Origin of the sequence: Alcanivorax sp., from assembly GCF_040118815.1 — a bacterium.
Classification (GTDB): domain Bacteria; phylum Pseudomonadota; class Gammaproteobacteria; order Pseudomonadales; family Alcanivoracaceae; genus Alcanivorax.
This window is the reverse complement of sequence record NZ_JBEDTC010000001.1, coordinates 464,295-488,279: the sequence shown is the minus strand read 5'-3', so window position 1 is coordinate 488,279 and position 23,985 is coordinate 464,295. Positions and strand designations below refer to the sequence as shown.

Annotated in this window: 20 protein-coding genes and 3 tRNA genes; 8 read left to right on the top strand and 15 right to left on the bottom strand. The window is 58.0% G+C overall.

Annotated elements, in window-relative coordinates; genetic code table 11:
* Positions 1–7 precede the first annotated feature (7 nt).
* The 5 genes from ABNH18_RS02300 to ABNH18_RS02280 all read right to left on the bottom strand — a co-directional run bounded on the left by ABNH18_RS02300 (position 8) and on the right by ABNH18_RS02280 (position 8,089).
* Positions 8–2,800, bottom strand: a complete 2,793-nt coding sequence (locus tag ABNH18_RS02300; RefSeq protein WP_349381260.1) for a tetratricopeptide repeat protein — start codon at positions 2,798–2,800, stop codon at positions 8–10.
* On the bottom strand, positions 2,797–3,675 hold the full coding sequence (locus ABNH18_RS02295; protein ID WP_349381259.1) for a tetratricopeptide repeat protein: 879 nt from the start codon (positions 3,673–3,675) through the stop codon (positions 2,797–2,799). Before ABNH18_RS02295 ends, ABNH18_RS02300 begins: the two co-directional genes overlap by 4 nt.
* Entirely contained in the window at positions 3,638–6,298 is a 2,661-nt protein-coding gene (locus tag ABNH18_RS02290) for an endo alpha-1,4 polygalactosaminidase (protein WP_349381258.1), read from the bottom strand. Before ABNH18_RS02290 ends, ABNH18_RS02295 begins: the two co-directional genes overlap by 38 nt.
* Before the next feature lie 264 nt (positions 6,299–6,562).
* On the bottom strand, positions 6,563–7,123 hold the full coding sequence (locus ABNH18_RS02285; protein ID WP_349381257.1) for an HNH endonuclease: 561 nt from the start codon (positions 7,121–7,123) through the stop codon (positions 6,563–6,565).
* 315 nt (positions 7,124–7,438) lie between these two features.
* Complete coding sequence (locus ABNH18_RS02280) at positions 7,439–8,089, bottom strand: DUF3047 domain-containing protein (RefSeq protein WP_349381256.1); 651 nt, start codon at positions 8,087–8,089, stop codon at positions 7,439–7,441.
* 55 nt (positions 8,090–8,144) lie between these two features.
* On the opposite strand from ABNH18_RS02280, the gene ABNH18_RS02275 reads away from it, so the two are divergent.
* Both ABNH18_RS02275 and ABNH18_RS02270 read left to right on the top strand, forming a co-directional pair.
* On the top strand, positions 8,145–9,740 hold the full coding sequence (locus ABNH18_RS02275; protein ID WP_349381255.1) for a GMC family oxidoreductase: 1,596 nt from the start codon (positions 8,145–8,147) through the stop codon (positions 9,738–9,740).
* A 230-nt stretch (positions 9,741–9,970) separates the two neighbouring features.
* Positions 9,971–11,617, top strand: coding sequence for a beta-helix domain-containing protein (locus ABNH18_RS02270; protein WP_349381254.1), 1,647 nt, complete (start codon positions 9,971–9,973; stop codon positions 11,615–11,617).
* A gap of 220 nt (positions 11,618–11,837) precedes the next feature.
* Here ABNH18_RS02270 and ABNH18_RS02265 read toward each other — a convergent pair whose 3' ends face one another.
* Positions 11,838–13,373: an adenylate/guanylate cyclase domain-containing protein gene (locus ABNH18_RS02265; RefSeq protein ID WP_349381253.1), complete on the bottom strand. Its 1,536-nt coding sequence runs from the start codon at positions 13,371–13,373 to the stop codon at positions 11,838–11,840.
* A 179-nt stretch (positions 13,374–13,552) separates the two neighbouring features.
* Here ABNH18_RS02265 and ABNH18_RS02260 point away from each other — a divergent pair, with 179 nt between their 5' ends.
* The 5 genes from ABNH18_RS02260 (at position 13,553) to ABNH18_RS02240 (ending at position 16,913) form a co-directional block, all read left to right on the top strand.
* Entirely contained in the window at positions 13,553–14,110 is a 558-nt protein-coding gene (locus ABNH18_RS02260; protein ID WP_349381252.1) for a nitroreductase family protein, read from the top strand.
* Positions 14,107–14,559 (top strand): YiiD C-terminal domain-containing protein, encoded by a 453-nt coding sequence (locus tag ABNH18_RS02255; RefSeq protein ID WP_349381251.1) that lies wholly within the window; start codon positions 14,107–14,109, stop codon positions 14,557–14,559. The genes ABNH18_RS02260 and ABNH18_RS02255 overlap by 4 nt, the downstream gene beginning before the upstream one ends.
* Complete coding sequence (locus tag ABNH18_RS02250) at positions 14,556–15,002, top strand: MAPEG family protein (protein ID WP_349381250.1); 447 nt, start codon at positions 14,556–14,558, stop codon at positions 15,000–15,002. Before ABNH18_RS02255 ends, ABNH18_RS02250 begins: the two co-directional genes overlap by 4 nt.
* Positions 15,003–15,093: 91 nt before the next feature.
* A tRNA-Ser gene (locus ABNH18_RS02245) sits at positions 15,094–15,181 on the top strand.
* Between the two features lie 250 nt (positions 15,182–15,431).
* Entirely contained in the window at positions 15,432–16,913 is a 1,482-nt protein-coding gene (locus ABNH18_RS02240) for an AbgT family transporter (protein WP_349381249.1), read from the top strand.
* Positions 16,914–17,048: 135 nt separating this feature from the next.
* Here ABNH18_RS02240 and ABNH18_RS02235 read toward each other — a convergent pair whose 3' ends face one another.
* From ABNH18_RS02235 to ABNH18_RS02205, 7 genes are all read right to left on the bottom strand, one after another.
* A complete protein-coding gene (locus tag ABNH18_RS02235) occupies positions 17,049–17,417 on the bottom strand; it encodes a DUF4870 domain-containing protein (RefSeq protein WP_349381248.1) in 369 nt (122 codons plus the stop codon).
* Between the two features lie 54 nt (positions 17,418–17,471).
* Positions 17,472–18,296: an NADPH-dependent 7-cyano-7-deazaguanine reductase QueF gene (gene queF / locus ABNH18_RS02230; RefSeq protein WP_349381247.1), complete on the bottom strand. Its 825-nt coding sequence runs from the start codon at positions 18,294–18,296 to the stop codon at positions 17,472–17,474.
* 65 nt (positions 18,297–18,361) lie between these two features.
* Positions 18,362–19,135, bottom strand: a complete 774-nt coding sequence (locus ABNH18_RS02225) for an ABC transporter permease (protein WP_349381246.1) — start codon at positions 19,133–19,135, stop codon at positions 18,362–18,364.
* A complete protein-coding gene (locus ABNH18_RS02220) occupies positions 19,132–20,064 on the bottom strand; it encodes an ABC transporter ATP-binding protein (RefSeq protein WP_349381245.1) in 933 nt (310 codons plus the stop codon). The genes ABNH18_RS02225 and ABNH18_RS02220 overlap by 4 nt, the downstream gene beginning before the upstream one ends.
* Before the next feature lie 51 nt (positions 20,065–20,115).
* Entirely contained in the window at positions 20,116–20,787 is a 672-nt protein-coding gene (locus ABNH18_RS02215; RefSeq protein ID WP_349381244.1) for a histidine phosphatase family protein, read from the bottom strand.
* Positions 20,788–20,948: 161 nt separating this feature from the next.
* Positions 20,949–21,024, bottom strand: a tRNA-Gly gene (locus ABNH18_RS02210).
* A gap of 34 nt (positions 21,025–21,058) precedes the next feature.
* Positions 21,059–21,134: transfer RNA gene (locus ABNH18_RS02205), tRNA-Glu, on the bottom strand.
* A 185-nt stretch (positions 21,135–21,319) separates the two neighbouring features.
* Between ABNH18_RS02205 and ABNH18_RS02200 the strand changes: the two genes are divergently transcribed.
* The gene (locus ABNH18_RS02200) at positions 21,320–21,979 is read left to right on the top strand and encodes a glutathione S-transferase family protein (RefSeq protein ID WP_349381243.1); all 660 of its coding nucleotides are present in this window, start codon (positions 21,320–21,322) and stop codon (positions 21,977–21,979) included.
* Between the two features lie 134 nt (positions 21,980–22,113).
* Here the strand turns inward: ABNH18_RS02200 and ABNH18_RS02195 are convergent, their stop codons facing one another.
* Together ABNH18_RS02195 and ABNH18_RS02190 are read right to left on the bottom strand one after the other, a co-directional pair.
* Entirely contained in the window at positions 22,114–22,620 is a 507-nt protein-coding gene (locus ABNH18_RS02195) for a GDYXXLXY domain-containing protein (protein ID WP_349381242.1), read from the bottom strand.
* Entirely contained in the window at positions 22,617–23,960 is a 1,344-nt protein-coding gene (locus ABNH18_RS02190) for a DUF2157 domain-containing protein (protein ID WP_349381241.1), read from the bottom strand. Before ABNH18_RS02190 ends, ABNH18_RS02195 begins: the two co-directional genes overlap by 4 nt.
* Positions 23,961–23,985 lie beyond the last annotated feature (25 nt).

The following is a 23,985-nucleotide window of genomic DNA, read 5'->3' as shown; positions in this document are numbered from 1 at the left end:
TTCACTCCTAGTAATAAACTCTATATTGCAGCCCGAAGCGGTAGCTGTCTTCACCACTACCCCCACTATTGAGCTGTTGTTCTGCATACAGCTTCCATTCATCCCGGCCGATCAGCGGCCCCTCCACCCCGAAGCGGCCGGTAAAACCCGCCCCCGAGAGGCTGTTATGGCTGTAACCGATTTCTGCCCAACCCTGTAAACGGTGCGGGCGAATATGCACATCCGGCTGGCCCAGCAAGAGCACCACTTCTGACTCGTGGTAATCCTCCGGGAGTGGCAAGGTCTGTGCACCGGGCGGCAGCAAGGCACGCACTTCCGCCATACTGTCTTCACCGGCAGTAAAGTCCGCCTGGGTATGCCTCACCCGTACCCCGGGAGAGAAGCGTGACAACCAGGGACGCCACGTGCTCTGAGCATTGATAATGCTACCGCTACCCAGATCACTATCATTGAGATCCTGATAATCATAGTTAGCCCAATCCACACTGCTTTGCCAGGTCGAGGATGGCGTCCAGTTCAGCAGCCACTGGCTGCCCGTGCGCGACGCACCGAGAATCAGCAGGGACGACTCATCCGCCGGCATCCGCCATTGGTAATTCAGGCTACCGGACCAGTATCGGGTCCAGTTGGCGCCCAGTTCCAGGTCCGCCATGGTTTCGCTGTTGCCCAACAGGTCACGCTGGCCCAGCTCCAGGCGGCTACGGAACCGTTCGCGCTGGTAAGCCAACGCCATCGACAGGCGCTGCTCGTCATCACTAATCTGCAGCAGTTCATCATCATTGCTGCTGAAATTGCGCTGACGGGCCTCCACCGACAATTGGGTAAAGTCACTGAGCGGCTGGTACTGCACAAACTGCAGGTCCTGAATATCCAGCGCCCCCAGACGGCGCTGCTCAATATGGACCTGTGAGGAACGGGCCGTGGGCAACAGCAGACTTTCCTGCAAGTTATTGCTGCCGGCCAGTTCCGGTGACCCAGACTGGATGGCCATAAAAGTATTGGCGGCGCGACGCGGCTCATCCAAGCGCACCTGAGCTTCCAGCTGCTCGGACAACGTAAGCTGGCCCTGATACTGCTCACGGATCTGCGCCACCGCGTCCAGGTCATCCTGCACCAATGCAAAAGCCAGTGCCGAACCGGCTTTGAGCGCCCCTTCCGCCTGCTGTTTACGCAAATACCAGCTCTGGGCCAGTAAAGGCTCTGACTGCCCGATCGCCCATTGCGCCAACCACTCGGCCCGGGCCACCGGGTCACTGTCCATGCCTTGGGTTTGCGCACGGGCCAGCTTCAGCGACGTATCGCCATCGTCAAATAGCAGACTCAGCGTCAATTGCATATCCCGGTAAATGGCCTGCTTTTGCGGCTCGACCGTCAAGGGCAATTGCTCCTTCAGGTGCCGCAGCACCGGCCAGGCCTGACCGTTGCGGCCGGTGGCAATCAACGCCTGGGCGTAATACCACTGGCGTTCCCAGTTCTGGCGGGCGGTTTTCAACAATTCGGTTTCATAGCGCAGCGCCTGCTGCGCATTACCCAGCGCCATATGCGACGCCGACAGCACTTCCCAGTAGCGCCGATCCGAACGGGTTGCGCCTTCCCAGGTAACCAAAGCCTGTCGCAGCTCCCGGTCCTGGCCGGTGGCGATCAGCAGCCACATCCAGCTAATCCGGGTTTCCCGATCAGTGCCATTCAAGGCCAGCGCTTTCTGCAACCAGCGCTGCGCGGCTTGCGGGTCGCCGCGACGCAATTGCAGGTTGGCATAGAAACGCAGAAATTCCGGATTCTGTATCAGGGTTTGCCATTGCTCGTCACTCAAGCCCGCCAGGAAGGCGTCAATGGCCTGATCATCACGGCGAGATTCCAGCTGGTACAACGCCCCCAGAGCAAATTGCGGATTACGGTTTTTCTGCCAGGCCCGGTCCATCAGTGACGCCACGCGATCCGGGCGGTAATAACGGGCTAGCGTGATGTAATGGTACAAATCGGTAATCTGATCGTCGTTGTGGTCCACCAGCTGCTGGTAACGGTCCAGGGCCAGGTCCCACTCACTCAACTCTCCGGCCATCACCGCGATGCGGCGGGACAACGCCGGCGAATATGGCAAACCACTGGCGTCGCGGTTCAGATCCTGCAGGGCTTTCTCGCGCTGGCCATCCAACCAGAACAGGTCCGCCGCCTGGGCGGCCATGGCTTCTTCCGGACCAAAGCGGTCCATGTACTCGCGGGAATAACGCGCGGCCCGCACATCGTCGCCCTGGTTCAAGGCGAGCCGCTGCATTTCTCGCAATGCCGCTTTACTGGGGTAACGCCGGCGCCAGTCTGCGAAGAAACGCAGGCCCTCATCCGGCTGGCCTAACAGCTCATACTGCTCACTGATGGTGGCAATAATATCCGCATCGTAGGGGGATGCGCTCAACAGCGCTTTGTTGGCGCGCAGCGCCAGGCGATTGCTGTAGGTCAGCGGCGCCAACACCAGAACCTGCTTCCAGGCTTCCGTATCATTACTGCGCAGGGCCACCTGTCGCCAGGCTTTCAGGGACGTTTCCGGATCGCCCTGCCAGCGAGAGACCTGTGCCAGGCGACGCCACCAGCGTTCATCATCCGGGCGCCAGTAAAGCGCGTTTTCTGCCACCTGGCGGGCGCGAATCAAATTACCCGAGCCTACGAACACTTGATAGCTACGGTCGTAGTATCGCTCTACATAGGGTGACGGCGTATCCGCATGGGCGAGCGGCACCGCAGACAGCGCGAGCGAGAAAATGGCTATATGGAGCCATCGTCGCATTAGTGGACGGCAGCTCATCGGCTTCCCTCCAGTGCCGGCAGGTCCAGCAACAACACCGCATAGTGCTCGGCCAGGGGCATGTTGCCGCCGGCCTGCGCCAGGGCCATCAAGCGGTACAACACGTCCTTATCGTTATAGAAGGCGCGCTCGCGGTTCTGAGCCAGACGCAATGCCTTACGATGCAGGCTACCTGATTGCAGTGCATTGAGTGCAGCGAGGAAATAGCGTTTACGCACCGTGTAGTTTCCACGCGAATCCATAGCCGCAATGTACGCATCCGCAGATTCAGAATAACGCCCATGAGCAAGCAACACTTTCGCCGCTTTTACGTGCCACTGGCTGGGGTTAGCCGCACTGTTTGCCAACCGGCGATACGCTTGCACCGCCAGGTCCACGCTGCCCATAGCCAACGCCATTTCGGCGAAACGAATACGTTCTTCACTGTTCAGGGCGGCCCAGTCAATCGCCCGTAAACGGGTCAGGGTTTCATGCTCAAGCATGGTGCCGCCGCGATTATCCGGCTCAATGGCCATCAAACGGGTAAAATCCCGGCGCAATTCCAGCCAGGCAATCTGGGTGTCATAGCGACCATTGCTGTCGCGGGTTACCACGCTCAGCTGTTCATCCGCGGCCACAAAGTTACCTTGCAGAATCAGTTCCCGCGCCATCAACAGACGCAGCTCGTAATCATCCGGCTTGGCTTTCAGCCAGGCTTGCATATAACTGAACGTCACCGCGTCCAGCCGCGCGCTGCGCAGTGACGAGGACAGATCCCGCGGGAATACCATCCAGCAGACCACGCCGATGAGAATCAGAAAGGCAAATAATTCCGGTAGACCGACAACCCGCAACCGTTCAGTGCGGACATTGTAGCCGTAGCTCGTTGAGCTCACGCGCCGCACTCCTGTAGTGATATAGCCGGCCTTCCCTGCCGACGGGTTTCAGTGTTTGTCCCTGATGAGACAGCGTACACCCGCGAGCATTGCCCAAGGTAAACTCCAGCGGCGCCATGGCCGCCAGGGAAAAACGCAGCCGGCGCCCATCGCGGGAAAAAGCCGTCAGCCGGCCATTCGCCTGCTGCAAATAGGGCACCCGGTTGTCCTTATCGCTGGATGCCTGGCCTCGCCAATGGGCGCCAGCACCGCTCAAATGCACATAGCGCCCCGGTTTGTCATCGCGGTATCCAGCGACACCGGTACTGTCTGGTAACGCAGGAAAGGCCAACTCGTCCGGCAAACGTAACGTACGTAGCTGGCCATTGCCCTGAATCCACCATTGATCGCCCCGGCGGGCAATCACCATGTCATTGAAGTCCAGCACCTTGCGGCTATAGTCCGACGCAAACAGCGGGAAATACGGCTGATCACTGGCCCACTGATATACCCGCCGCAATGATTCCAGTGACGCATTCTTGCTGGCGATATAGGTGTGGTAGTAAATATCCACGGGCTTGAAGCGATGAGGGCTTTCGGTCAGCTTGAAGGTTTCGATGACTCGCTCAAAACCATAGAAAGGGCCGGTCCATTCATTGGTATAGATATTTTCATTCTGGTTCGGCGCGTAGACCTGGTATTCATCCCCTTTCGGGATACCAATGCCCTTCACCAGTGTCCAGGTGGGCGCACTGTTGGTAATGGTCGTATCGCTACCGTTCATGTTCAACAGGCCGCCTTCGCGGGCCGCTTTCAGCGCTTCGGGCGTAGGAATGGTGTCACCGCTCCACAGCACCATGCGGGTCTTCTTGCCCGGCGGCAACAGCTCGCGCTCAATATAGTTTGCCGAGCCCACCACTTCCCGCACCGGGTCCATGCGGTAATCCGGTATCGGCAACCGCAGCTGGCCCTCCGGCCCGTACAGCTCGCCCGGATTTTCCTGAGCGTCATACCAGAAGAAAGGGTGTGAATAGGTGTGCGTCGCGGCTTCCACATGGGGCAGTGCAAACATGGCCCGGGCAATGCGCTGCAGCTCCGGAGCCATTTTCGGGTACAACCCATCGCTAGCCACTTCCCCTTCGATCACGGAAATGGTGGTGGGAATATCAAACTTCTCGAGAATTTCATCCAGCAGAACCAGGGCATCCGCCTGCCCCCGGTACCCTTCTACTTCGGCCAAACTGGGGAAGCCATCGCCATCCATGTGCGCAAACAGCAGCCGGCGTCCGTTCTCGGTGGTCACGTCTGGAATAGGCATGACCGGCAATTGCAGTGCTTCACGGGTGAAACTGAGCGGGTTCAACACCCAACGGTCCATGCCATCGCCCTCTACACCGGGCAACACGGAGCGAATCAGAAAAGGCTGGAAGGCATAACCGCCCCAGGGGGTTGTCGCCGCGGGGGTAAACGTCTGGTTCTCGCTGCGTAATTTCAGCCAGGGCGTCGCGTTGTCGTTATCCAGCGGCGAAGATAACTCCAGCAGTTTCGGCAGCGGGACCTCAAAGCCCATATCCGGGTGCTGAGACACAATCTGCGGGGGGCTCGCTGGGGTATTACGTGATTCAAAACCGAAATCTTGAGCATGAGGGCCCTGAGGATCCACAGCGGGATAACCCAGCATCAAAATAGGCACGCCAGCCTCTTTCTGCTGAGTCAGCCAATCCTCGAAACCATCGCTGGCCACTTCCGAATCTTCCAGCCAAATCACAATGCCCGCATAACGACCGGCCAACGTGCCGGCCGGCATGGGCGCATCAATCGCACGGATATCCGGCACCAGGCCCTGAAACTGCAGTGGCATCAGCCCGTAGCGCACCGCATCGGTCAACTCCCAGGTGCGTTCCTCGCTGCCGCCATACACCAGCAACACCTCACGCGGCATGATTTCCAGTTCACCCACGCCCATCATGTCCAGCGCCGGATTAGTGACCCAGGGAATCACGTTGTGCCGGGCAATGTCGCTGGCTATTTTGCGCGCCTGATCCCGTTCCGCAGGCGGCGCATAATCGATAGCGATAGTGCTGACGCCATAACGCTCACGGACCTGCTTGAATTGATTCAGCAGCCATTCCCGGTCCGACTCAGGGACCGCCGTATATTGGTCTTTACCCGGCAGCCAGCGCTGATAGAGAGATTCTGCCGCAACCGCGTCCACCCGCGCCTGCACCAGTGGCATCAGTTCGAAACCACGGTTAAAGATAAAGCCCGCTTGCGGATGACGCTCGGCAATGGCGTTAATCAATGCGGCCAGCCCCTCGCGCTGACGCTTTCTCGCGGTCTCGTCTTCCGCCACCAGCTGATAGCTGTCCAGCGTGTCGAGGAAAAACCCCCGGTAACCCTGCTTCCACAGCGGCTCAATCACCGCATCAATAAAATAACGGCGCAACTCAGCGGACGATTGGTCAAGAATGAACGAGCCCCAATCCGGGTTTTTGCCCAACAACCAGGCTTTGTCCAGGCCGGCAAAATAGTGCCGCTGAGCAAGCACTTCACCCAAACTCACATAGGCATAGAACGAATCGTCCCGATTAGCCTCCGGCACGCCGCTGGCCTGGTCTGGCTCCACCACAGGAAAGTCGTACACGGCTAAGGAAGACCATGGAATATCAGGGCCGTAGTAAAAGGCGGCGGTTTTGGATTCAGATCGACTCTCTACCGCGGCCGCAGCGGCGGTAGCAATAAAAAAGCAGAGCAAAAAGATAATGTAGCGAATGGACTGTCCCCTGGGCGATAACGTGCTTGATCCCAGTCTATCTGAATCTATATCAAGGCAAAGTGAAAAATAGTGAATGCAACTTGTGCGAGATCAATAAACCCAATTTAGCCCTGCGCATTTTTACATTCTGTTTTACAAAAGCCGGCTTTCTTTACCAAACTGGCTACGCAGGAACGCCATTTGGTCGCCGCGAATACGGTGGCTATTAATCAGGGCCAAGTATTCGGCCATGTTGGGCACATACGGCAGCGCCAGCAATTCCATCTCGATATCATCCAGGCTATGGCTGCCCTTGCGCTGATTGCAGCGCCGGCAGGCCGATACCACATTCAGCCAGCGGTCCCTGCCACCGCGCGAGGTAGGCACGATGTGGTCGCGGGTGAGCACGTTTTCAGGGAACGGCTTGCCGCAATACAGGCACAGGTGCTGGTCGCGCCGGAACAACGCCCGGTTCGTCAATGGCGGGGCCAGGCGTTTGTGGTTGTGGGTCATGCCATCGCAGGCAATGATCGAATGCAGCGACAGGCAAGAACGGGTGCCGGTGAGGCGGCTGGTGCCACCGTGCAGCCGGTAAACCACATCCCCCAGCGTCCAGGTCACTAACCCTCGCGCATAAAGGGTGGCAGCCATTTGCCAGTCGAGCCACTCGACCGGTGTACCGGCTTTATCCAATCGCAAAATACGTTCACTCATGGGCAACCTCAGCAATGTGATCAGGCCAGATATAAACGGAAGTAGTGACGATTCTGCGACACAAGAGTCGACAGCAAGGGAAGGAACAGGGAGAGGCAGGGGCACCGTCCGGTAGATACCGGCGGAGAAAAGTGAATGGCCTGTGGCTGTGCATGAACACGATGGCAGCGCCTTTATCCGGTTATCTCTGATTAACCCTGCCTCGACAGGCTAATCACAGACACCGGATTGAATAAATAATAAACAGCTCGCGGTGATTGCCGCAACTGTCTTTACACTCCTTTATCCACCTTTGTTTGTCGTTTATCCGTTTCTTCACTCTCGCTGATCCGGCGCATCGGCTCGAAACACGGGCAAACGATAACAGCTCGACACCCGGGTGCCGGTATTATCGCCATCCGTCATGATGGCCACAGCATCCACTGTATCCACCTCAATGCCATGGAAGCGCTTAAAGTCTGCCTGCACATTGCGCGTGAATCGGTGCCAGGCGCCGGTGCCACCCGGCCCCTGCACCACCACCATCTCGGCCTGGCTGGCGAACGGGTTGGGCCAATGGGCGCCGGGCTCAGCATCACGGGACCAGACATAGTTGATGGCCCGCGTCCGCCAAGGCAGCCCGCCTTTTTTCACCACGTACACGCGCGCCTGAAAATCGTCCCCCCCTTTACTTTGCTCCGGGGAATCAGACCAGCGCGGCGTGACCTCGCCCCGCCATTGCCAGGTAAGCCATGGTGTCTGATTAAGGTCCACCTCTTGTTCGCGCACTAGCCCGGAAGCCGTACCCTGCGCAAGAGCATGCCAGCAACCATCCACTTGCCGGTACTTTGTATGCCCCTCGAATACCACTTCCCGCCAACCCTGCGGCGCTGCCGAAACGGCCAGAGCAGGCATTAGAACCAAAGACAGCATCAGCCAAGGTGGTATACATTGGACTCGCCGGTCACAAACAAACCTCGTTTTCATGGCCCGAATTCCTAAAATACGCTGTTTACTGTGCCATTAGCCGAAGGCAGACACCATGCAGTTTGATTACATCATTGTCGGCGCCGGTTCTGCCGGCTGCGTACTCGCCAACCGCCTTTCCGAGAATCCGAATAATCGCGTATGCCTGCTCGAAGCCGGCCCCGCCGATAACAGCCTGTTCATTCGGCTTCCTGCGGGCATCATTCTGATGATGCGTTCCAACGCGCGTAACTGGCGCTACTACACCGTACCGCAGAAGGCCCTGAATAATCGCCAGCTCTATATTCCTCGCGGGAAGACCCTGGGCGGCTCCTCCGCCGTCAACGCCATGTGCTATACCCGTGGCCACCAATCGGACTACGACCACTGGGCGGCCCTGGGCAACAAGGGCTGGGGCTTTGACGACGTACTCCCTGTTTTCAAACGCTCTGAGCATTATGAAGGTGGCGAAGGCCCCTTCCATGGCACCGGCGGCAAGCTGAACATTGCCGACCTGCGTTTCACCCACCCGGTGAGCAGTGCGTTCATCAAGGCCGGTGTGGAAGCCGGCCACCCCGCCACTGACGACTTCAACAATGATGTCCAGGAAGGCGTGGGCATGTACAAGGTTAACCAGAAGGACGGTGAGCGCTGCGGGGTGTCAAAGGCCTATCTGCACCCGGTGATGGACCGCCCCAACCTGACCGTATTCACCAATGCGCTGGTCAATCGCATCCTGTTCGAAGGCAAGCGTGCCATCGGTGTGGAAGTAGAACACAACGGCCAGATTCGCACCCTGAAAGCCGATAACGAAGTCATTCTGTCCGGTGGCGCCATCAATTCGCCGCAAGTGCTGAAGCTGTCCGGCGTGGGCCCGGCTGCCGAGCTGGCCGAACACAACATCCCGCTGGTTCATGACCTGCCCGGTGTCGGCGAAAACCTGCAGGATCACCCGGATGCCCTAGTGGTACACAAGAGCCTGCGCAAGGACACCCTTAGCCTGGCGCCCGGTGCGCTACTCACCACCGGCTTGAAAGGCATCTTCAATTTCTTCTACCGCCGTAATGGTCAGCTCACCTCCAATGTGGCGGAAGCAGGCGGCTTTATTAAATCCCGCCCGGAAGAAACGATTCCTGACCTGCAACTGCACCTGACTGCTGCCAAGCTGGACAACCACGGCCTGAATACCCTGTTCAGCATGGGCTATGGCTACTCCGGTCACGTTTGTATCCTGCGCCCAAAAAGCCGCGGCAACATCACCCTGCGTGATGCCAACCCACGCTCACCGGCCCTGATCGATCCCCACTTCCTGGAGCACCCGGACGACATGGAAGGCATGGTTCGTGGCGTGAAGGCACTGCGCACGATCATGGCCCAACAAGCTCTGAATGACTGGCGCGGTGAAGAAATCTTCCCGGGCAAGGACACGCAGAGTGATGAAGAAATCCGCGATTTCCTGCGCCAAAAGTGCGACAACATCTATCACCCCGTGGGCACCTGCAAAATGGGCAGTGATGACATGGCGGTAGTAGACGCGGAACTGCGCGTACACGGACTGGAAGGCCTGCGGGTTATCGATGCCTCCATCATGCCGACCTTGATTGGCGGCAACACCAATGCACCAACGGTGATGATTGCCGAGAAAGGGGCGGACGCCATTTTGGGGAAATAAAAGCAGCTGCAAGCAGCAAGCCTCAAGCTACAACGCGGGTTGGAAGCGGTGCCACACGGTGACCGCCCGGCCCGCGAAAAACCAGTTCAAAGTGAAAAGTTGAAAAGGAAAACCCGGGAACGTTCCCCGCGTCCCTATCCAAGCTTGTAGCTTGTTTCACCCTACTGTCATATTTATTTTACACACTGCCCCCCTTCTGGTGATTGCGTGATATCCGTTTGGGGGGATGTATGGTCGATGCAGTTTCATCACCGCGTGCACAATTGGTCGAATTGTTGTGGCAGCTTAAACAAAACTTTGATCAGGAAAATGACAGCAGTCTGCGGTTTGTTCATTTCAACACGCTGTTGAACGACCCGGTCTACCGAGCGGAAATCATTACCCGCGCCATTCAAAGTGACAACCGAAAAATCCGGGCACTGGGGCTGAAACTCCAGGAGGCCAACCGGGACGGTGTGTTGCTCCACAAACGCCCCTCTGCCAGCTTGCCGACCACACTCACCAACCCGGATATTGCGGAAACCCTGGGCAGCCGACACACAACCACCGGCCAACCGTCAGGCATGTATGCCTGGCTGGGACTGGCCCTCGCGGTACTGTGCATCACGGGATATTTTGCCTATAACCCGGTACGCCAGTTAATTGCCGGTCAGCAGACCATCAAAGGCTCTCTGTTTGGGCAGAACACCTGGCATGCCGGCACCACCTGGGTACTGGATGGCATTGTCTATGTGGAAGCCGGCGGCAGCCTGACCATCGAGCCAGGCACTCGTATTGAAGGCAAACCCGGATCCGCCCTGGTCATTACCCGCGACGCGACCCTGTTCTCCCGTGGCCAGGAAACCGCTCCCATTGTCTTCACCAGCACCCAGCCTGAGGGCACCCGTACCGCCGGTGACTGGGGTGGAGTGGTGATGCTCGGCAGCGCACCGGTCAACGTGGCCAACGCACACATTGAAGGCATCCCCGACGGCGATACCCGCGGCGCGTTCGGTGGCAGCGATGCGGACAGCTCCTGCGGTGTGATGGAATACACCCGTGTCGAATTTGCTGGCTTCGAGGTCTACGCCAACAATGAGCTGAACGGCCTGACCCTGGGCGGCTGTGGCAGCAACACTATTGTTCGCAATGTGCAGGTACACCGTGCGCTGGACGATGGCATCGAAGTGTTCGGGGGCACAGTGGATCTCAAACACATCATTATCACCGGTGCGGCGGATGACTCACTGGACTGGGATATGGGATGGCGCGGGCGGGTACAGTTCCTGGTGGTGCAGCAGCATGCCAACGTGGGTGACAACGCGTTTGAAGGCGACAACCTTAAGGCCAACCCGGATGCCACGCCCATTTCTGCACCAGTCATGTATAACGTGACCCTGATCAGCCCGCGCAGCCATGAAAAATACCACCGTGCGATGACCCTCAAAGTCGGCACTGGTGGGCATTTCAATAACATGATTATTGATGGTTTCTCCGGCGAGACCATCGACCTGAAAGGCGGCGAGACCGTGCGCCGTATTGAGGAAGGCGAACTCACGTTCAACAGCCTGATGGTGCACAAAATTGGCAGCCGGGGCCTGACGTTCTTCGACGCAGAAAACATGGACAATGATGATGACAACGGTTTCGACGAGCGTCGTTATTTCCAGAACCGTTCCGTGGGCGCCCAATTTGGCACCGACCCGCTGCTTACCCGCGATGCCACCAGCACCAGCCACCCGGATTTTGCGCCCACCTCACGCTCTCCGGCCCGCAATGGCGCCACGGCCATTCCGCAGGGAGAGTTCTGGGATGAAGCAGCGGATTACCTCGGCGCCATGCGCCCAGGCAGCGCGCAAACCTGGGCAGACAACTGGGCGGCGTTTCCGCTTAATTAGTACATCAGTTGAATGTCGGCTTACGGCTACGCCTAAGCCGACCTACGGCACCAAGGAGATAAAAGCAGCGACAAGCTTCAAGCCACACGCTGCAACGCGGGTTGGCGGCGCGGCCACACGGCGACCGCCCTGCCCGCGAAAGATCCGTTGAAAGTTCAAAGTGAAAAGTTGAAAAGGGAAACCGAGGAACTTTCCTGGTTTTCCTTTTCAAGCTTGTAGCTCAGACTCGCACCTCGGTCTGCACTTTTTTCGCGGCGCGGCCCATCATATCTATGACCTTTTCACGATCCCGCTTTTTCAGGGTGTCGCTTTTCACATGCAGGCTAAAGCCTTCCGCTTCATAGTCTACGGCCACCGGCTTATCCTGTTTCAGGTCCGTGGCCGAGCGAGCCAAGGTGCGTAAAATCGTGTTCTTGTCGAAATTACGGATGCGCTCCAGATCAATGTGGATGCCAAAGCCATCGGTTTGCGCTGACACATAACGGTTCTTTGCCCCCGCATCCCGTTTGGCACCCAACGCCTCGAACACCGGTATCGGCCGGTTAAATCCCTTCACCTGAATATCGCCCATGCTGCGGCATTGAATCCGATTATTCACCAACGCCTGGGTCGCCTCCGAGATCAGCACCCCGCCCGGTCGGCAGGCAGACTCCAGTCGGCTGGCCAGGTTCACATCCGTGCCCAGAATGGTGTAATCCATGCGCGAATCGGTGCCGAAGTTCCCCACCGTGGCATAACCTGTGTTGATGCCAATACGGATTTCCAGCTTGTGGTCGATACCTTCGCGCTGCCAGCGCTGGCGCAACAGTTTCATTTGTTCCTGCATCTCGATGGCCATCAACACACACCGGTACGCATCTTCCTGGGCGCCTTCACTTTTCGGGTCACCAAAAAACACCATGACCGCATCGCCAATAAATTTGTCGATGGTGCCGCCGTGGCGCAGGGCAATACGGGTCATCTCGCTCAGGTAGGTGTTGAGCATCTTGGTAAGCGTGGCCAACGACAACTCTTCGGAAATGGCGCTAAAACCCTTGATGTCGGAAAAGAATACCGTCAGCCGTTTGCGCCGGGTTTCCAGTTTGGCGTCGCGCTTGCCGGAAAAAAGGGACCCCCACACCTGGGGCGGCAGGTACTTGGCCAGTTTGCGGGACATGTCCACCGCCTGCTTCTGCTGGCGCCTCACCAGCTCCTGGGCCTGTTTCAAATAGCGCGCCTGTAGGTGAGCAAACGCAGACGAAGCGCCCACATAAATGCCCAACCCAAGCATGGAAATAACCGACAACAGCACCGGCGTCTGTTCCGGCTCCAGCACCTGGAAGCCCAGCGCCCAGCCCATCAGCAGGGCACCAACCCCGGTCATCAACACATTCAGCAGCCAGGGTTTGAGCCCCCCACTGCTAACGGAATTGGCATGCACGATAATCAGCAGCACCATGGCCGGAACCAGCGAAAAATGCAGCAAGGCGCAGACCAGCCCAATCACCATGGCGTCAGCCTGCATCAACAACTGGTGAACGGTTTTGGTCGGCCGGTCCTGCTTTTCGAACAGGAACAACACCCCCTGGGCGGACATGGGATAGATGAGCAGTCCCGCCACCCCCAGCATGTATAGCTCGGGAAACAGGTTCAGCTTCAGGCCCGCCATCAGAATCATGGCGGCCACCAGAAAAGCCAATAGCCGGATATAGTTTGCCTGACGGCGCGCCCGCTCCATGGGGCCCAGCTGGGGGCGGCGAGCTTTCTTTTTCGTCATGGAGGTCATGTGAACGGTTTCACGCGATTTCTGCGAAGCTTAGCGGTTTCCCTTCTAAGAAAAAAGACTGGGATGACTAAAGGTCCACTATTCGCGGCCACCGGAAAACAGGCACACCCTGCAACTGGGACTCATCTGCAATTCGGGCTACCATGGCGCCGTTGTAATAGGAGCCCTGAATGGACACCCTCACCGCCCTGACCACCCGTGTATCTGCACCACGCCTGCAAGCCCCGGGCCCCAGCGACGAGCAGATCGATATACTGCTGCGTGCCGCCATCCGCGCTCCGGATCACGGCCTGCTGCGGCCCTGGCGTTTTATCGTGCTGCAGGATCGCCAGCTTGAACAACTGGGTGACATCATGGTGGCCAATTTGCTGGAACAGCAGCCCGACGCTGACCGCCGCAGCCAAGACAAGGCCCGCAGCAAAGCCCTGCGTGCGCCCACCATTATCGTTGCGGTGGCAGAAGTCACCGAAGATCACAAGGTTCCCGTCTGGGAACAGGTACTGGCAGTGGGCGCCGCCGTTCAAAACATGATGCTAGCGGCCTACGAACTGGGCATCGGCGCCATGTGGCGCACCGGTGCACTGGCCAACTCTAATCTGGCAAAACAACAGCTGGGCTTCGCCGACAAGGACCAGGTGGTCGCCTATCTGTACCTTGGCACGCCGGCCAGTGGCCTTAAATCCCTGCCAGACGACAGCCCGGCCGATTTCATCCGCGAATTGCCATGATGGATCTGGCCGCGCTTGCAGACCAGGTACGTGATGCCATTCCTCTCACCCGGCATCTGGATTTTCAGCTTGAGGCATTCGATGGTCAGGCGCTGACGGTGAGCGCCCCACTCGCCCCGAACCACAACGACAAGGGCACCTTTTTTGCCGGCAGCCAATCGGCCCTGCTAACCCTGGCCGGCTGGAGCCTTACCACCTTGCTGGCGCGGCAGGCAGGTGCAACGGCCGATGTGGTTGCCGTTGAAACCGGGCTGAAATACCTGTTGCCTCTGGATAGCGGCATGCATATCACCGCCACCGCCAGTGCCGACGACATCAACCGCTTCGAGCAACGCCTGCAGCGCCGGGGAAAAGCCACCCTTGCGATTTTGGCTCAGGGAGCCAGTGCCAATGGCACTCTGGTCTGCGAGTATCGAGGTCTTTATCTTGCGAGGATCGGACTTCCATGACTGCTGACATCACCATTATTAACACTCACCTTTACTTGCTTGCCTACGCGGGCTGGGCATTGTTTCTGCTGATCCTGCTGATCAGCGCCCGCTCTCTGGCCGTATTGAGCGGCAAAAGCAAAGCCGACGGGTTTCCGCCTTACCACTACAACCCGGCTTGCCCCCTCAACCGGCTGCACCGCGCTTACCTGAACACCCTGGAATTGCTTGGCGTTATCATTGTCGTGGTGGCCACCGCACTGTGGCTCGGCAACACCGCACTCAGCGATACCCTCCTGCCCTGGATCGTCGCCGCCCGCGTAGCTCAAAGCATCATCCATCTGGTTGGCGTAAACCATTGGCTGGTACAGATCCGCTTCGGCTTCTTCCTGGTTCAGGTGGCTCTGGTCAGCTGGTTGGCCGTGGATCAGGCTTGCTCCCTGCTTTCACTGCTCAAACCCTGAGCAACCGGCGGCGGGACGCTTGCCTCCCGCCGCGCCCTCCGGTACTCTACGCGCCCTCAAGAGTTGCCCAGTGCGCTGTTGACGACAATCTGGTGAGGTGTCCGAGTGGCCGAAGGAGCACGCCTGGAAAGTGTGTATACCGCAAGGTATCGAGGGTTCGAATCCCTCCCTCACCGCCAAATATAAAAGCCCCGCAAACGCGGGGCTTTTTTTGTGCCGCTTTTGCTGCCTCTATGTCTGCTACACGGATCACGCGACAAATAACACGCTACAAAGCGTGCCCCCAACCCTGCGGCTCAAGACCCAGGTGGTAGCTCCCGGATGATAATGTCAGGCGCCGGGCATCAAGCGCCTGGCTTTCCACCACCACTTGCCCGGGATTGATCCCAATCGCTAAAGTAGTGGGTTCATTCTGAGGGGGATACATCCATGACCCGTACCCATGGCTGGCTGGCTCGACTGGAGCAACTGGGCAATCGACTACCCCACCCCACTTTGCTGTTTGTCTGGTTCTGCTTGCTGCTGATCCCCCTCACTGCCGCGCTGGGGGCGCTGGGCGTAACCGCGGTTCACCCACTCACCGATGAAACCATTACCGCCCGCTCATTACTGGATGCGGACGGGCTGCGTTATCTCTTCACCACCCTGGTAGGCAACTTCACCAGCTTTGCGCCACTGGGGGTGGTACTGGTCGCCATGCTGGGCTTAGGTGTGGCAGAACAATCCGGGCTACTTTCCGTGAGCCTGGCCAGCTTGGTTCGGCGCGCCTCCGGTAGCACCCTGGTGTTCACGGTTGCCTTTGCCGGGGTACTCTCCAGCCTGACCGTGGACGCCGGCTATGTGGTACTCATACCGTTGGCTGGATTGGTCTTTCAACTGGCTGGGCGCTCTCCTATCGCCGGCATCGCCACCGCCTTTGCGGCCGTCTCCGGCGGTTTCAGCGCCAACCTGTTGGTCGGCCCGGTGGACGCCACCCTGGCCGGGCTGTCCACTGAGGCAGCACAGATCATCGCCCCGGAGAGCACTGTAGATGCCACCGGCAATTACTGGTTTATCATCGCCTCCACTTTTCTGGTCACCGGGCTGGTGACGCTGGTTACCCGTAAGCTGACCGAACCCCGGCTGGCGCATTCAGCGATGCCTGCAAGCACCTCACTGGACGTGCCCCAAACTCACACCCGCGCCATGCGGTGGACCGGCCTCACGCTGGTGGTGCTACTCGCCGGCCTGGCGCTACTGGTACTGCCAGGCAATGCGCCGTTGCGCCACCCGGATACCGGCAGCGTGCTGGGTTCGCCATTCATTCATGGCCTGGTGGTCATCGTGGCCTTGATTGCGGGGATCTGCGGGGCGGTGTACGGCCGGGTCAGCGGGCAATTTCGCAACAGTGGTGACATCATTACTGCTATGGAAACCACCATGGCCTCCATGGCCGGGTACCTGGTGCTGATGTTCTTCGCCGCCCAATTTGTCGCCTGGTTCAACTACAGCCAACTGGGCCTGCTGCTGGCAGTGAAAGGCGCAGCCTGGCTTGGCGCCCTGACGGTACCGAAAGTGGTGTTGTTGCTGCTGTTTGTCGTGCTTACCGCGTTAATCAACCTGATGATCGGCAGCGCCTCGGCCAAGTGGTCGATCCTGGCACCGGTCTTCATTCCCATGCTGATGCTGCTGGGCATTTCCCCCGAAGCCAGCCAAGCGGCCTACCGGGTCGGCGATTCCAGCACCAATATCATCACGCCGCTGATGCCCTACTTCGTACTGGTACTGGGCTTCGCCAGGCGCTATCAACCGGAAACGGGCATCGGCACCTTGATTGCCCTAATGCTGCCCTACAGCCTGACACTGCTGCTGGGCTGGTCGGTGCTGTTAGGCGTGTGGATAGGGTTTGGCTGGCCACTGGGACCCGGCTGAGTGAAAAGTTTAAACGCGATTACTGTTCTCTCGGATCAGAACGCAAAGAGGCCGCGTCCAAGCCATGGACGCGGCCTCTAAAGTTGCAGACAGCTAAAGCTGTTTACTCGCGTTTTAACTTTTCACTTTCAACTGCTACTTAATCAACCGAATCGTCAGCGGGTAACGGTAGTATTCACCGCCGTTGGCTTTTACCGCCGCCACAATGGTCATTACCAGCCAAAAGATCCCGATGACAGGCAACAGGAAAGCGCCGATCACCACGAAGGTGAGCAGAAAGGCGACAAAGCCGGCGATGGAGATGGTGATATTGAAGTTCACGGCTTCCTTGCCCTGGTCATCCACAAAGGCGCTGTCGTCTTTCTTGATCAGCCACATTACCAGCGGGCCAAGAATGTTGCCGAACGGCAGCGCCATACCCACAAACGCCAACAGGTGGCATGCCAGGCCCAGGCTGCGCTCTTCCTGTTTCGCCAGACCATTGCTGTTGTTCTCTTCACTCATTCAGACATTCCTTTTTCAAAAATAAAAACCGGTGGCATACGTTTCACAACGCACTTACTGGCGAATGGTACGGCGGTTGGGCAGGGCTTGTTCGCTGTTGGAGCGGAACGGGTTGATATCGATGCCCCCCCGACGGGTAAAGCGGCCGTACACACTCAGGTGACGGGGCGAACACTGGGCCATCAGATCCACAAAAATCTGTTCGATGATCTGTTCGTGAAACCCCTGGTGATTACGCAGCGACACCACATAACGCAAAAAGCTGGCCGGGCTAATGGCGCGGCCGGTGTAGCGAATCACCACGGTGGCCCAGTCGGGCTGATCCGTGACCGGACAATGACTGCGCAGCAGGTGAGAATAGAGCTGGCCGGTTTGCTCTGAGCCCTGATCGCACAGCAGCAGCTCCGGGCGGTACTCATAATGCTCGAAGGACAGGTCGATGTTGTCCACGCAATCACCGCGATCTTCCCACACGGGAAAACCGGCGGACTCTTGCAGTGAATGCAACAGCACTTCGATATCGCCACCCACAGTGTGAGCCACATCTTTCTCAATGGCGGCGCGCACCGCATCGCGGCTTTCAAAGCGGGTATTGGCAAACGAATTCAGGTAAAGCTTGAGCGATTTCGACTCGACAATATTGGGGGTGGTACAGGGGACGCGCAGTTCGCACATGGCCACGATGGGCTTGCCCTTCTCGTTGAGCCAGGACAATTCATACGCATTCCAGATATCGGTACCGTGGAAAGGCAGCGTGGTGTCTTCCAGCTCCAGGGACTCGCGGGCATCCCAGCGCGGTACCGGACACAACAGCGAAGGCATGTACTCGTCAACATACTCGCTGGAACGACCCAGCGGCGTTTCCTTCAGATAGCTCATGATAACCTCTTGGCACTCCCGTCCATGGGACTGACTTTAATCATAGCCGGATTTAACCGGTTTCGTTAGTGCCGAATACCGGTACCGCGGTGCAGCAACCACAGCGCAAATAAGTAGAAAGCGATCACAAACGCCAGAATGACGCCCAACGAGGCATACACATTCACATCGCTCACGCCCAGCACGCCGTACCGGAAGGCATTCACCATATACACAATAGGGTTCGCCAGGCTCACGGTGCGCCAGAACTCCGGCAACAGATCAATGGAATAAAACACCCCGCCCAAGTAGGTCAGCGGCGTCAGGATAAAAGTGGGCACAATGGCGATGTCATCAAACTTGGTGGCAAAGGTGGCGTTGATGAAGCCGCCCAGCGCAAATAACGCCGCCGTGAGCACCACCACCGTGACAGTGATTACCACGTGCTGCATGGACAAGTGCGTAAAGAACAGGCTTAGCAAGCTGACGATCAGCCCCACCAGCATGCCGCGCACCATACCACCAACAATGTAGCCATTGAGAATCACGTGAGACGGCATCGGCGAGACAAGCATTTCCTCGATGGAATGCTGAAACTTGGTGGAAAAAAACGAGCTGACCACGTTGCCATAGCTGTTCTGGATCACACTCATCATGATCAGCCCCGGCACGATGTACTGCATGTAATCGAAGCCGCCCATTTCACCGATGCGGCTGCCGATAAGGTTGCCGAAAATCACGAAATACAGCGTCATGGTAATCGCCGGCGGCAACAGGGTCTGCGGCCAGATACGGGTAAAGCGGCGGATTTCCTTTGTCACCAGAGTCAGAAACGCCACCCATTGCTCGCGTGCACTCATGATGCCTGCTCCCCCGGCAAATTCTGCTCGACCAGTCGCACAAACAATTCCTCCAGCCGATTCGCCTTGTTGCGCATGCTCATCACTTCAAAATTCAACCGCGCCAGTTCCGCAAACAAGGTATTGAGGCTTTCGCTTTTCGGCACCGCCACTTCCAGGGTCTTGGCATCGCGAAGCCATACCTCGAAACCTTCCAGCTGCGGTGCTTCCGTCACTGGCCGAGCCAGATCAAGAATGAAGGTCTCCACCTGCAGCTGTTCCAGCAGGGATTTCATGTCGGTATTTTCCGCGATCATGCCGTGATCAATAATGGCGATATGCCGACACAGGGACTCCGCCTCTTCCAGATAGTGAGTGGTCAAAATGATGGTTATGCCCTGCTCATTCAGGTTGGTGAGAAAATCCCACATGGAGCGACGCAGCTCGATGTCCACACCCGCGGTAGGCTCATCCAGAATCAGCAATTCAGGCTCATGGACCAGGGCACGGGCGATCATTAATCGGCGTTTCATGCCACCGGACAAGGTCCGCGACTGCTGATCCCGCTTGTCCCACAGGCCCAGCTGGCGCAGGTATTTCTCCGCCCGTTCGCGGGCCTGCGGTGCGGGAATACCGTAGAAGCCGGCCTGGGTCACCACGATATCGAACACTTTCTCGAACTGGTTGAAATTGAATTCCTGGGGCACCACACCAATCTGCTTCTTGGCCAGAGACCGCTGGGTATCCAGGGAATAGCCAAAAATGCTGACATCCCCGCCCGTCTTGTTTACCAGCGAACTGATCACGCCAATGGTGGTGGATTTGCCGGCGCCGTTGGGGCCCAGCAAGGCAAAGAAGTCGCCCTTCTTTACCTCCAGATCAATGCCACGCAGCGCCTGCACGCCATTGGCATAGGTTTTGGTCAGATTGCGAATTGTCAGCGCGGACAAGGCACACCTCGTCTGAAGTCGGTAAACGGAGAAAAAAGGCAGTCAGGGCGTTCAATCGCCCAAAGTACGGTGGCCATGATCGCCCCGCCATATCCAGTGAAGCTGGCCACCACTGAACCACAGCCACAGCCCCTCCATCATCCAGGGCCAGTCATCCTCGGTAATCCGCCGGTGCCCATGGAGTTCGGCTACCAACACGGCAAGGATGGTGTCGTGGGTCACGTGCACATTCAGGTGGCCCGGCGCCGGTTCACGCTCGCTCAGGTAGCGCGCCAGCTTGGCGCGGCCTTCAGCCGGCGACAGCATCCCGTCAAAGGGTTGCTGCAAATGTTGATTGAGAAATTTGAACGCGCCCATTTTCAAAAACGTGGGCCCGACTTCGTTCAGGTCTTCTACGTAACAGCCGGGCTCCACCAGGGTGGTGTCGGTGGTAATCTCGGGAATCGTCTTAAGCAAACCGGCTTTGCAGGCGCCTTCGGCCATGGCCTTGGCGGTATTCACACAACGCCCCACCGGGCTGGAGAAAAAAGCATCCACCGGACGCGCCAGCTGACCACCCCATTCTCTGGCCATATCGATGCCTTCCGGCGTCAGGGGCAGGCGGTAATCCGCAAAACCGTTTTTGGCTAGTTCGCGCACGGAGTGCCGCGTCAGCAAATGAACGGGTTTATCCTGCGGTAACAGGTTGAGGGCTTCCAGCAATCGCGGGTGTAGGCGCGCCATAGTCTCTTCACTTTGGGTCAAGCCTTAGTGTACGGAGCACCGAAGCGAAAGCAAACTGTGGGCGGAATTTCGGACGACGAAGGGTCAAGCGTGCCGCGTGTTGCCTGTTGCGGCCGCAAAACCGCAATAAAAAAGGGACCCGATTGGGTCCCTTTCTTATTTGGAGCGGGAAACGAGATTCGAACTCGCGACCCCGACCTTGGCAAGGTCGTGCTCTACCAGCTGAGCTATTCCCGCTTAACTACTTGCCAGCTAATCGCTAGCGAATTAGTGGCGTCCCCTAGGGGAGTCGAACCCCTGTTACCGCCGTGAAAGGGCGGTGTCCTGGGCCACTAGACGAAGGGGACCCGGGCTTGACTTGGTACGTCAAAGCGGCGCGTAGAATAGGTATCTGAGGGGCTATCGTCAAGGAAAAATTTTGTCGCAGACCGCCATTGACCCGAAAAAGTCATGCTGCTCTAGTAATGACGCGCTATAACCATGCCGATTCCATCAAATCGGCGAAAAAACACTCACCTATCGGGAGAAACGCATGTCCATCAAGCTGTACGGGGCCGCCCTGTCACCTTTCGTCCGCAAGACCCGGGTTGCCCTGGCACTGAAAGGCATTGAATTCGAATCCGTTCATGTCGACCCCAACAATCCGCCAGAAGACTACGACAAAATCAGCCCCATGAAGCGCATCCCCGCGCTGGAAGTGAATGGGCAATTCCTGGCTGACTCAGCGGCGATTTGTGCCTGGATGGAAAAGACCCACCCGGAACCGGCTCTCTACCCCAGCGACGCCATGGAAATGGGCCAGACCATCTGGTTTGAGCGTTTCATCGATTACGATCTGGCCATGCGCTGCACCTTTGCAGTGTTCCGTAACCGCGTGGTCATGCGCCTGCTCGGCAAGGAATGTGATGAAGAGAAAGTCCAGCATGCCCTGACTACCACTATCCCGCCGCTATTCGCTTATCTGGAAAAGACCCTGGACGGTCGCGAATTTTTGGTCGGCGACAGCATGACCATTGCCGATATTGCTCTGGCCAGCCAGATGGTGAACTTCCGCCATGGCGACGAACAGGTAGACGCAGCCACCTACCCGAACCTGGCCGCACACATTGTGCGCATGCACGCCCTGGCACCCTTCGCCCAAACCATCGAAAAAGAATCCGGCTTTATCCAGAAGGTCATGGGCGGACAGTAACAGCGCCAGTGATATACCTGCATGGGCAGCCAGGCAGGAGGCATTAACAAAGAGGCCGCACCCAGATATTGGGTGCGGCCTCTTTGCTTTTAAACGACTATGTGCGGATGCGCGTAGCTGTCCACTTTCAACTGTCAGTTATCAACGGCCTTTGCCTCCACCGTCACCAAGGCCGCTTTGCCGTTGGGTGCCACACGCACCACTGCGACCGCGTTATCGCGCAGCTGTCTTTCCAGCGCCAGAGCTTTCTCTTTAGGCGCGAACAACGCCTCGATGCCATACTTCACGGTATTGCCTGCGCTCCAAGGCTGGCCCGACACTCGGCCACGCAGGTACAACCCAATTTCCGGCTCAGAGGCCTGGGGCTCACCGCCCCGCCACAGCGCTTCGTCCGGCTGCTTTTCCAGAGGCAAATACACCACATCGCCCGGCCGCAAACCGGGTATTTCCACGTTATTGAAAGCATAACCCAGGCGGGCATAATTGCCGCGAAACAGATCTCGCGGATCCACCGGCTGGGTTTCCAGTCGAATTTCTTCACCGAACCACAGCGGGTAGACCCCACCGAGGAACACCCCCGCCATCACCGCAACCTGTAATCCAAGGGCCACCATCAGCCCCATCACATGACAGCGCTTCATGATTGCCCCTCCCCGGTGATAGTTGCCTTGCTTGCCGCCTGCTGGTTCTGTTGTCGGCGCCAGAAGCGGGCAGCGCCGTATAGCACAACTGCGGCCACCAGAAACATGGCCGCGGCCCCCAGATAGTCCCCGAACAGATCCAGATAACGCATCAACGCCAGCAGCAACATCAACACAATGCCGCTATAGAAGTATTGGGTCAGCCCGCGCTTGAGACCTTCCTGAATCAACACAATCGCGGACAACAACGCCAGCAGATTCACCGCCACTGCAAACAACCATGCAGCGCCCCCAAACGCCGCTTCAGTGCCCCCAAAGCCATGAAGGCCCAGCAGCAAAAAGGGCAACAGCATCACCAGCAAACGGGGGCCACTGGACCCCAAACGACGAACGACCACCCACACAGACGCCAACATCGCCGCCAGCAACCCGGCCCACAACCCCGGATCGGCCAGCCCGACCAACTCATGCAGATACCCTTCGGACAACTCCCTGAATGAAAACATCAGCAGCAACAGTAAATAGCCACGCAGTGACCACAGACCCACCAGACTGCCTGAGCGCCGTAGATAATGAGACTCGCTTTGCGCCGCCCAGTGACTGAATGCATACAGTAACGACAGCAATCCCATGTTCAGGGACAGGTGACCGGCTTCAAAATCCGGGCCCCAGCCGTCACCGTACACCCAACCGAGCAGCAAATTCAGCCAGCTCACCAATACCGCAATGACGACCAGCAACAAGCCTCCGGAATACGCCCGCAGGGCAATGGCACCCGCCACGCCCAGAAACAGCACCATGGCCCAAGGCGGCGTGTATTGCCCTTGCGTGCCCATCCACAAAAACGCCACCACCAGCATCAGCAAGGCCAGTAACCGGCTGCGCACTAACCAAGCCATGGGGGCCACGCCCACAGCCCAGTAGAACAGGCCATCCGGGAAGTGTTCACCCAAGTGATAAATCTGCGCGATCAGCATAATGGAAGCGCCATAGCTGATGCCGCCCAGAAACAACCAGCCGCTACCCTCCCCCTGCTTCACATAACCGCGGATACCGATCAAGTTCAGCGTAATGGTGGTGGCGATCAGCCCCAGCATGCGCACCGCACGGGGAATCTCTTGCCAGTTGGCAGACACCAGCAACAGCATGGCCAGGCCCACGAACAGCAGCGCCACAGTGACCAGCACCTTGTAAGCCAGCGAGCTATCCGCATCGTCGTCCAAGCGGGTGTCATAGCGAGCCAGAATCCGGTTACCCTGTTCCTCGCTGATATCCCCGTCGGCCACCCACTGGCGGCATTCGCTGCGCAGCTCGCGCCGTAATAAACCAAGAAGTTGCATGCAGAATCCCTGTGCTTTTTCCCGA

Excerpts from the sequence above, each read along its gene's own strand:
- ABNH18_RS02300 (WP_349381260.1), bottom strand. The coding sequence starts at position 2,800 with ATGAGCTGCCGTCCACTAATGCGACGATGGCTCCATATAGCCATTTTC.
- ABNH18_RS02285 (WP_349381257.1), bottom strand. The coding sequence starts at position 7,123 with ATGAGTGAACGTATTTTGCGATTGGATAAAGCCGGTACACCGGTCGAG.
- ABNH18_RS02280 (WP_349381256.1), bottom strand. The coding sequence starts at position 8,089 with ATGAAAACGAGGTTTGTTTGTGACCGGCGAGTCCAATGTATACCACCT.
- ABNH18_RS02275 (WP_349381255.1), top strand. The coding sequence starts at position 8,145 with ATGCAGTTTGATTACATCATTGTCGGCGCCGGTTCTGCCGGCTGCGTA.
- ABNH18_RS02270 (WP_349381254.1), top strand. The coding sequence starts at position 9,971 with ATGGTCGATGCAGTTTCATCACCGCGTGCACAATTGGTCGAATTGTTG.
- ABNH18_RS02265 (WP_349381253.1), bottom strand. The coding sequence starts at position 13,373 with ATGACGAAAAAGAAAGCTCGCCGCCCCCAGCTGGGCCCCATGGAGCGG.
- ABNH18_RS02260 (WP_349381252.1), top strand. The coding sequence starts at position 13,553 with ATGGACACCCTCACCGCCCTGACCACCCGTGTATCTGCACCACGCCTG.
- ABNH18_RS02255 (WP_349381251.1), top strand. The coding sequence starts at position 14,107 with ATGATGGATCTGGCCGCGCTTGCAGACCAGGTACGTGATGCCATTCCT.
- ABNH18_RS02250 (WP_349381250.1), top strand. The coding sequence starts at position 14,556 with ATGACTGCTGACATCACCATTATTAACACTCACCTTTACTTGCTTGCC.
- ABNH18_RS02240 (WP_349381249.1), top strand. The coding sequence starts at position 15,432 with ATGACCCGTACCCATGGCTGGCTGGCTCGACTGGAGCAACTGGGCAAT.
- ABNH18_RS02235 (WP_349381248.1), bottom strand. The coding sequence starts at position 17,417 with ATGAGTGAAGAGAACAACAGCAATGGTCTGGCGAAACAGGAAGAGCGC.
- queF (WP_349381247.1), bottom strand. The coding sequence starts at position 18,296 with ATGAGCTATCTGAAGGAAACGCCGCTGGGTCGTTCCAGCGAGTATGTT.
- ABNH18_RS02225 (WP_349381246.1), bottom strand. The coding sequence starts at position 19,135 with ATGAGTGCACGCGAGCAATGGGTGGCGTTTCTGACTCTGGTGACAAAG.
- ABNH18_RS02215 (WP_349381244.1), bottom strand. The coding sequence starts at position 20,787 with ATGGCGCGCCTACACCCGCGATTGCTGGAAGCCCTCAACCTGTTACCG.
- ABNH18_RS02200 (WP_349381243.1), top strand. The coding sequence starts at position 21,320 with ATGTCCATCAAGCTGTACGGGGCCGCCCTGTCACCTTTCGTCCGCAAG.
- ABNH18_RS02195 (WP_349381242.1), bottom strand. The coding sequence starts at position 22,620 with ATGAAGCGCTGTCATGTGATGGGGCTGATGGTGGCCCTTGGATTACAG.
- ABNH18_RS02190 (WP_349381241.1), bottom strand. The coding sequence starts at position 23,960 with ATGCAACTTCTTGGTTTATTACGGCGCGAGCTGCGCAGCGAATGCCGC.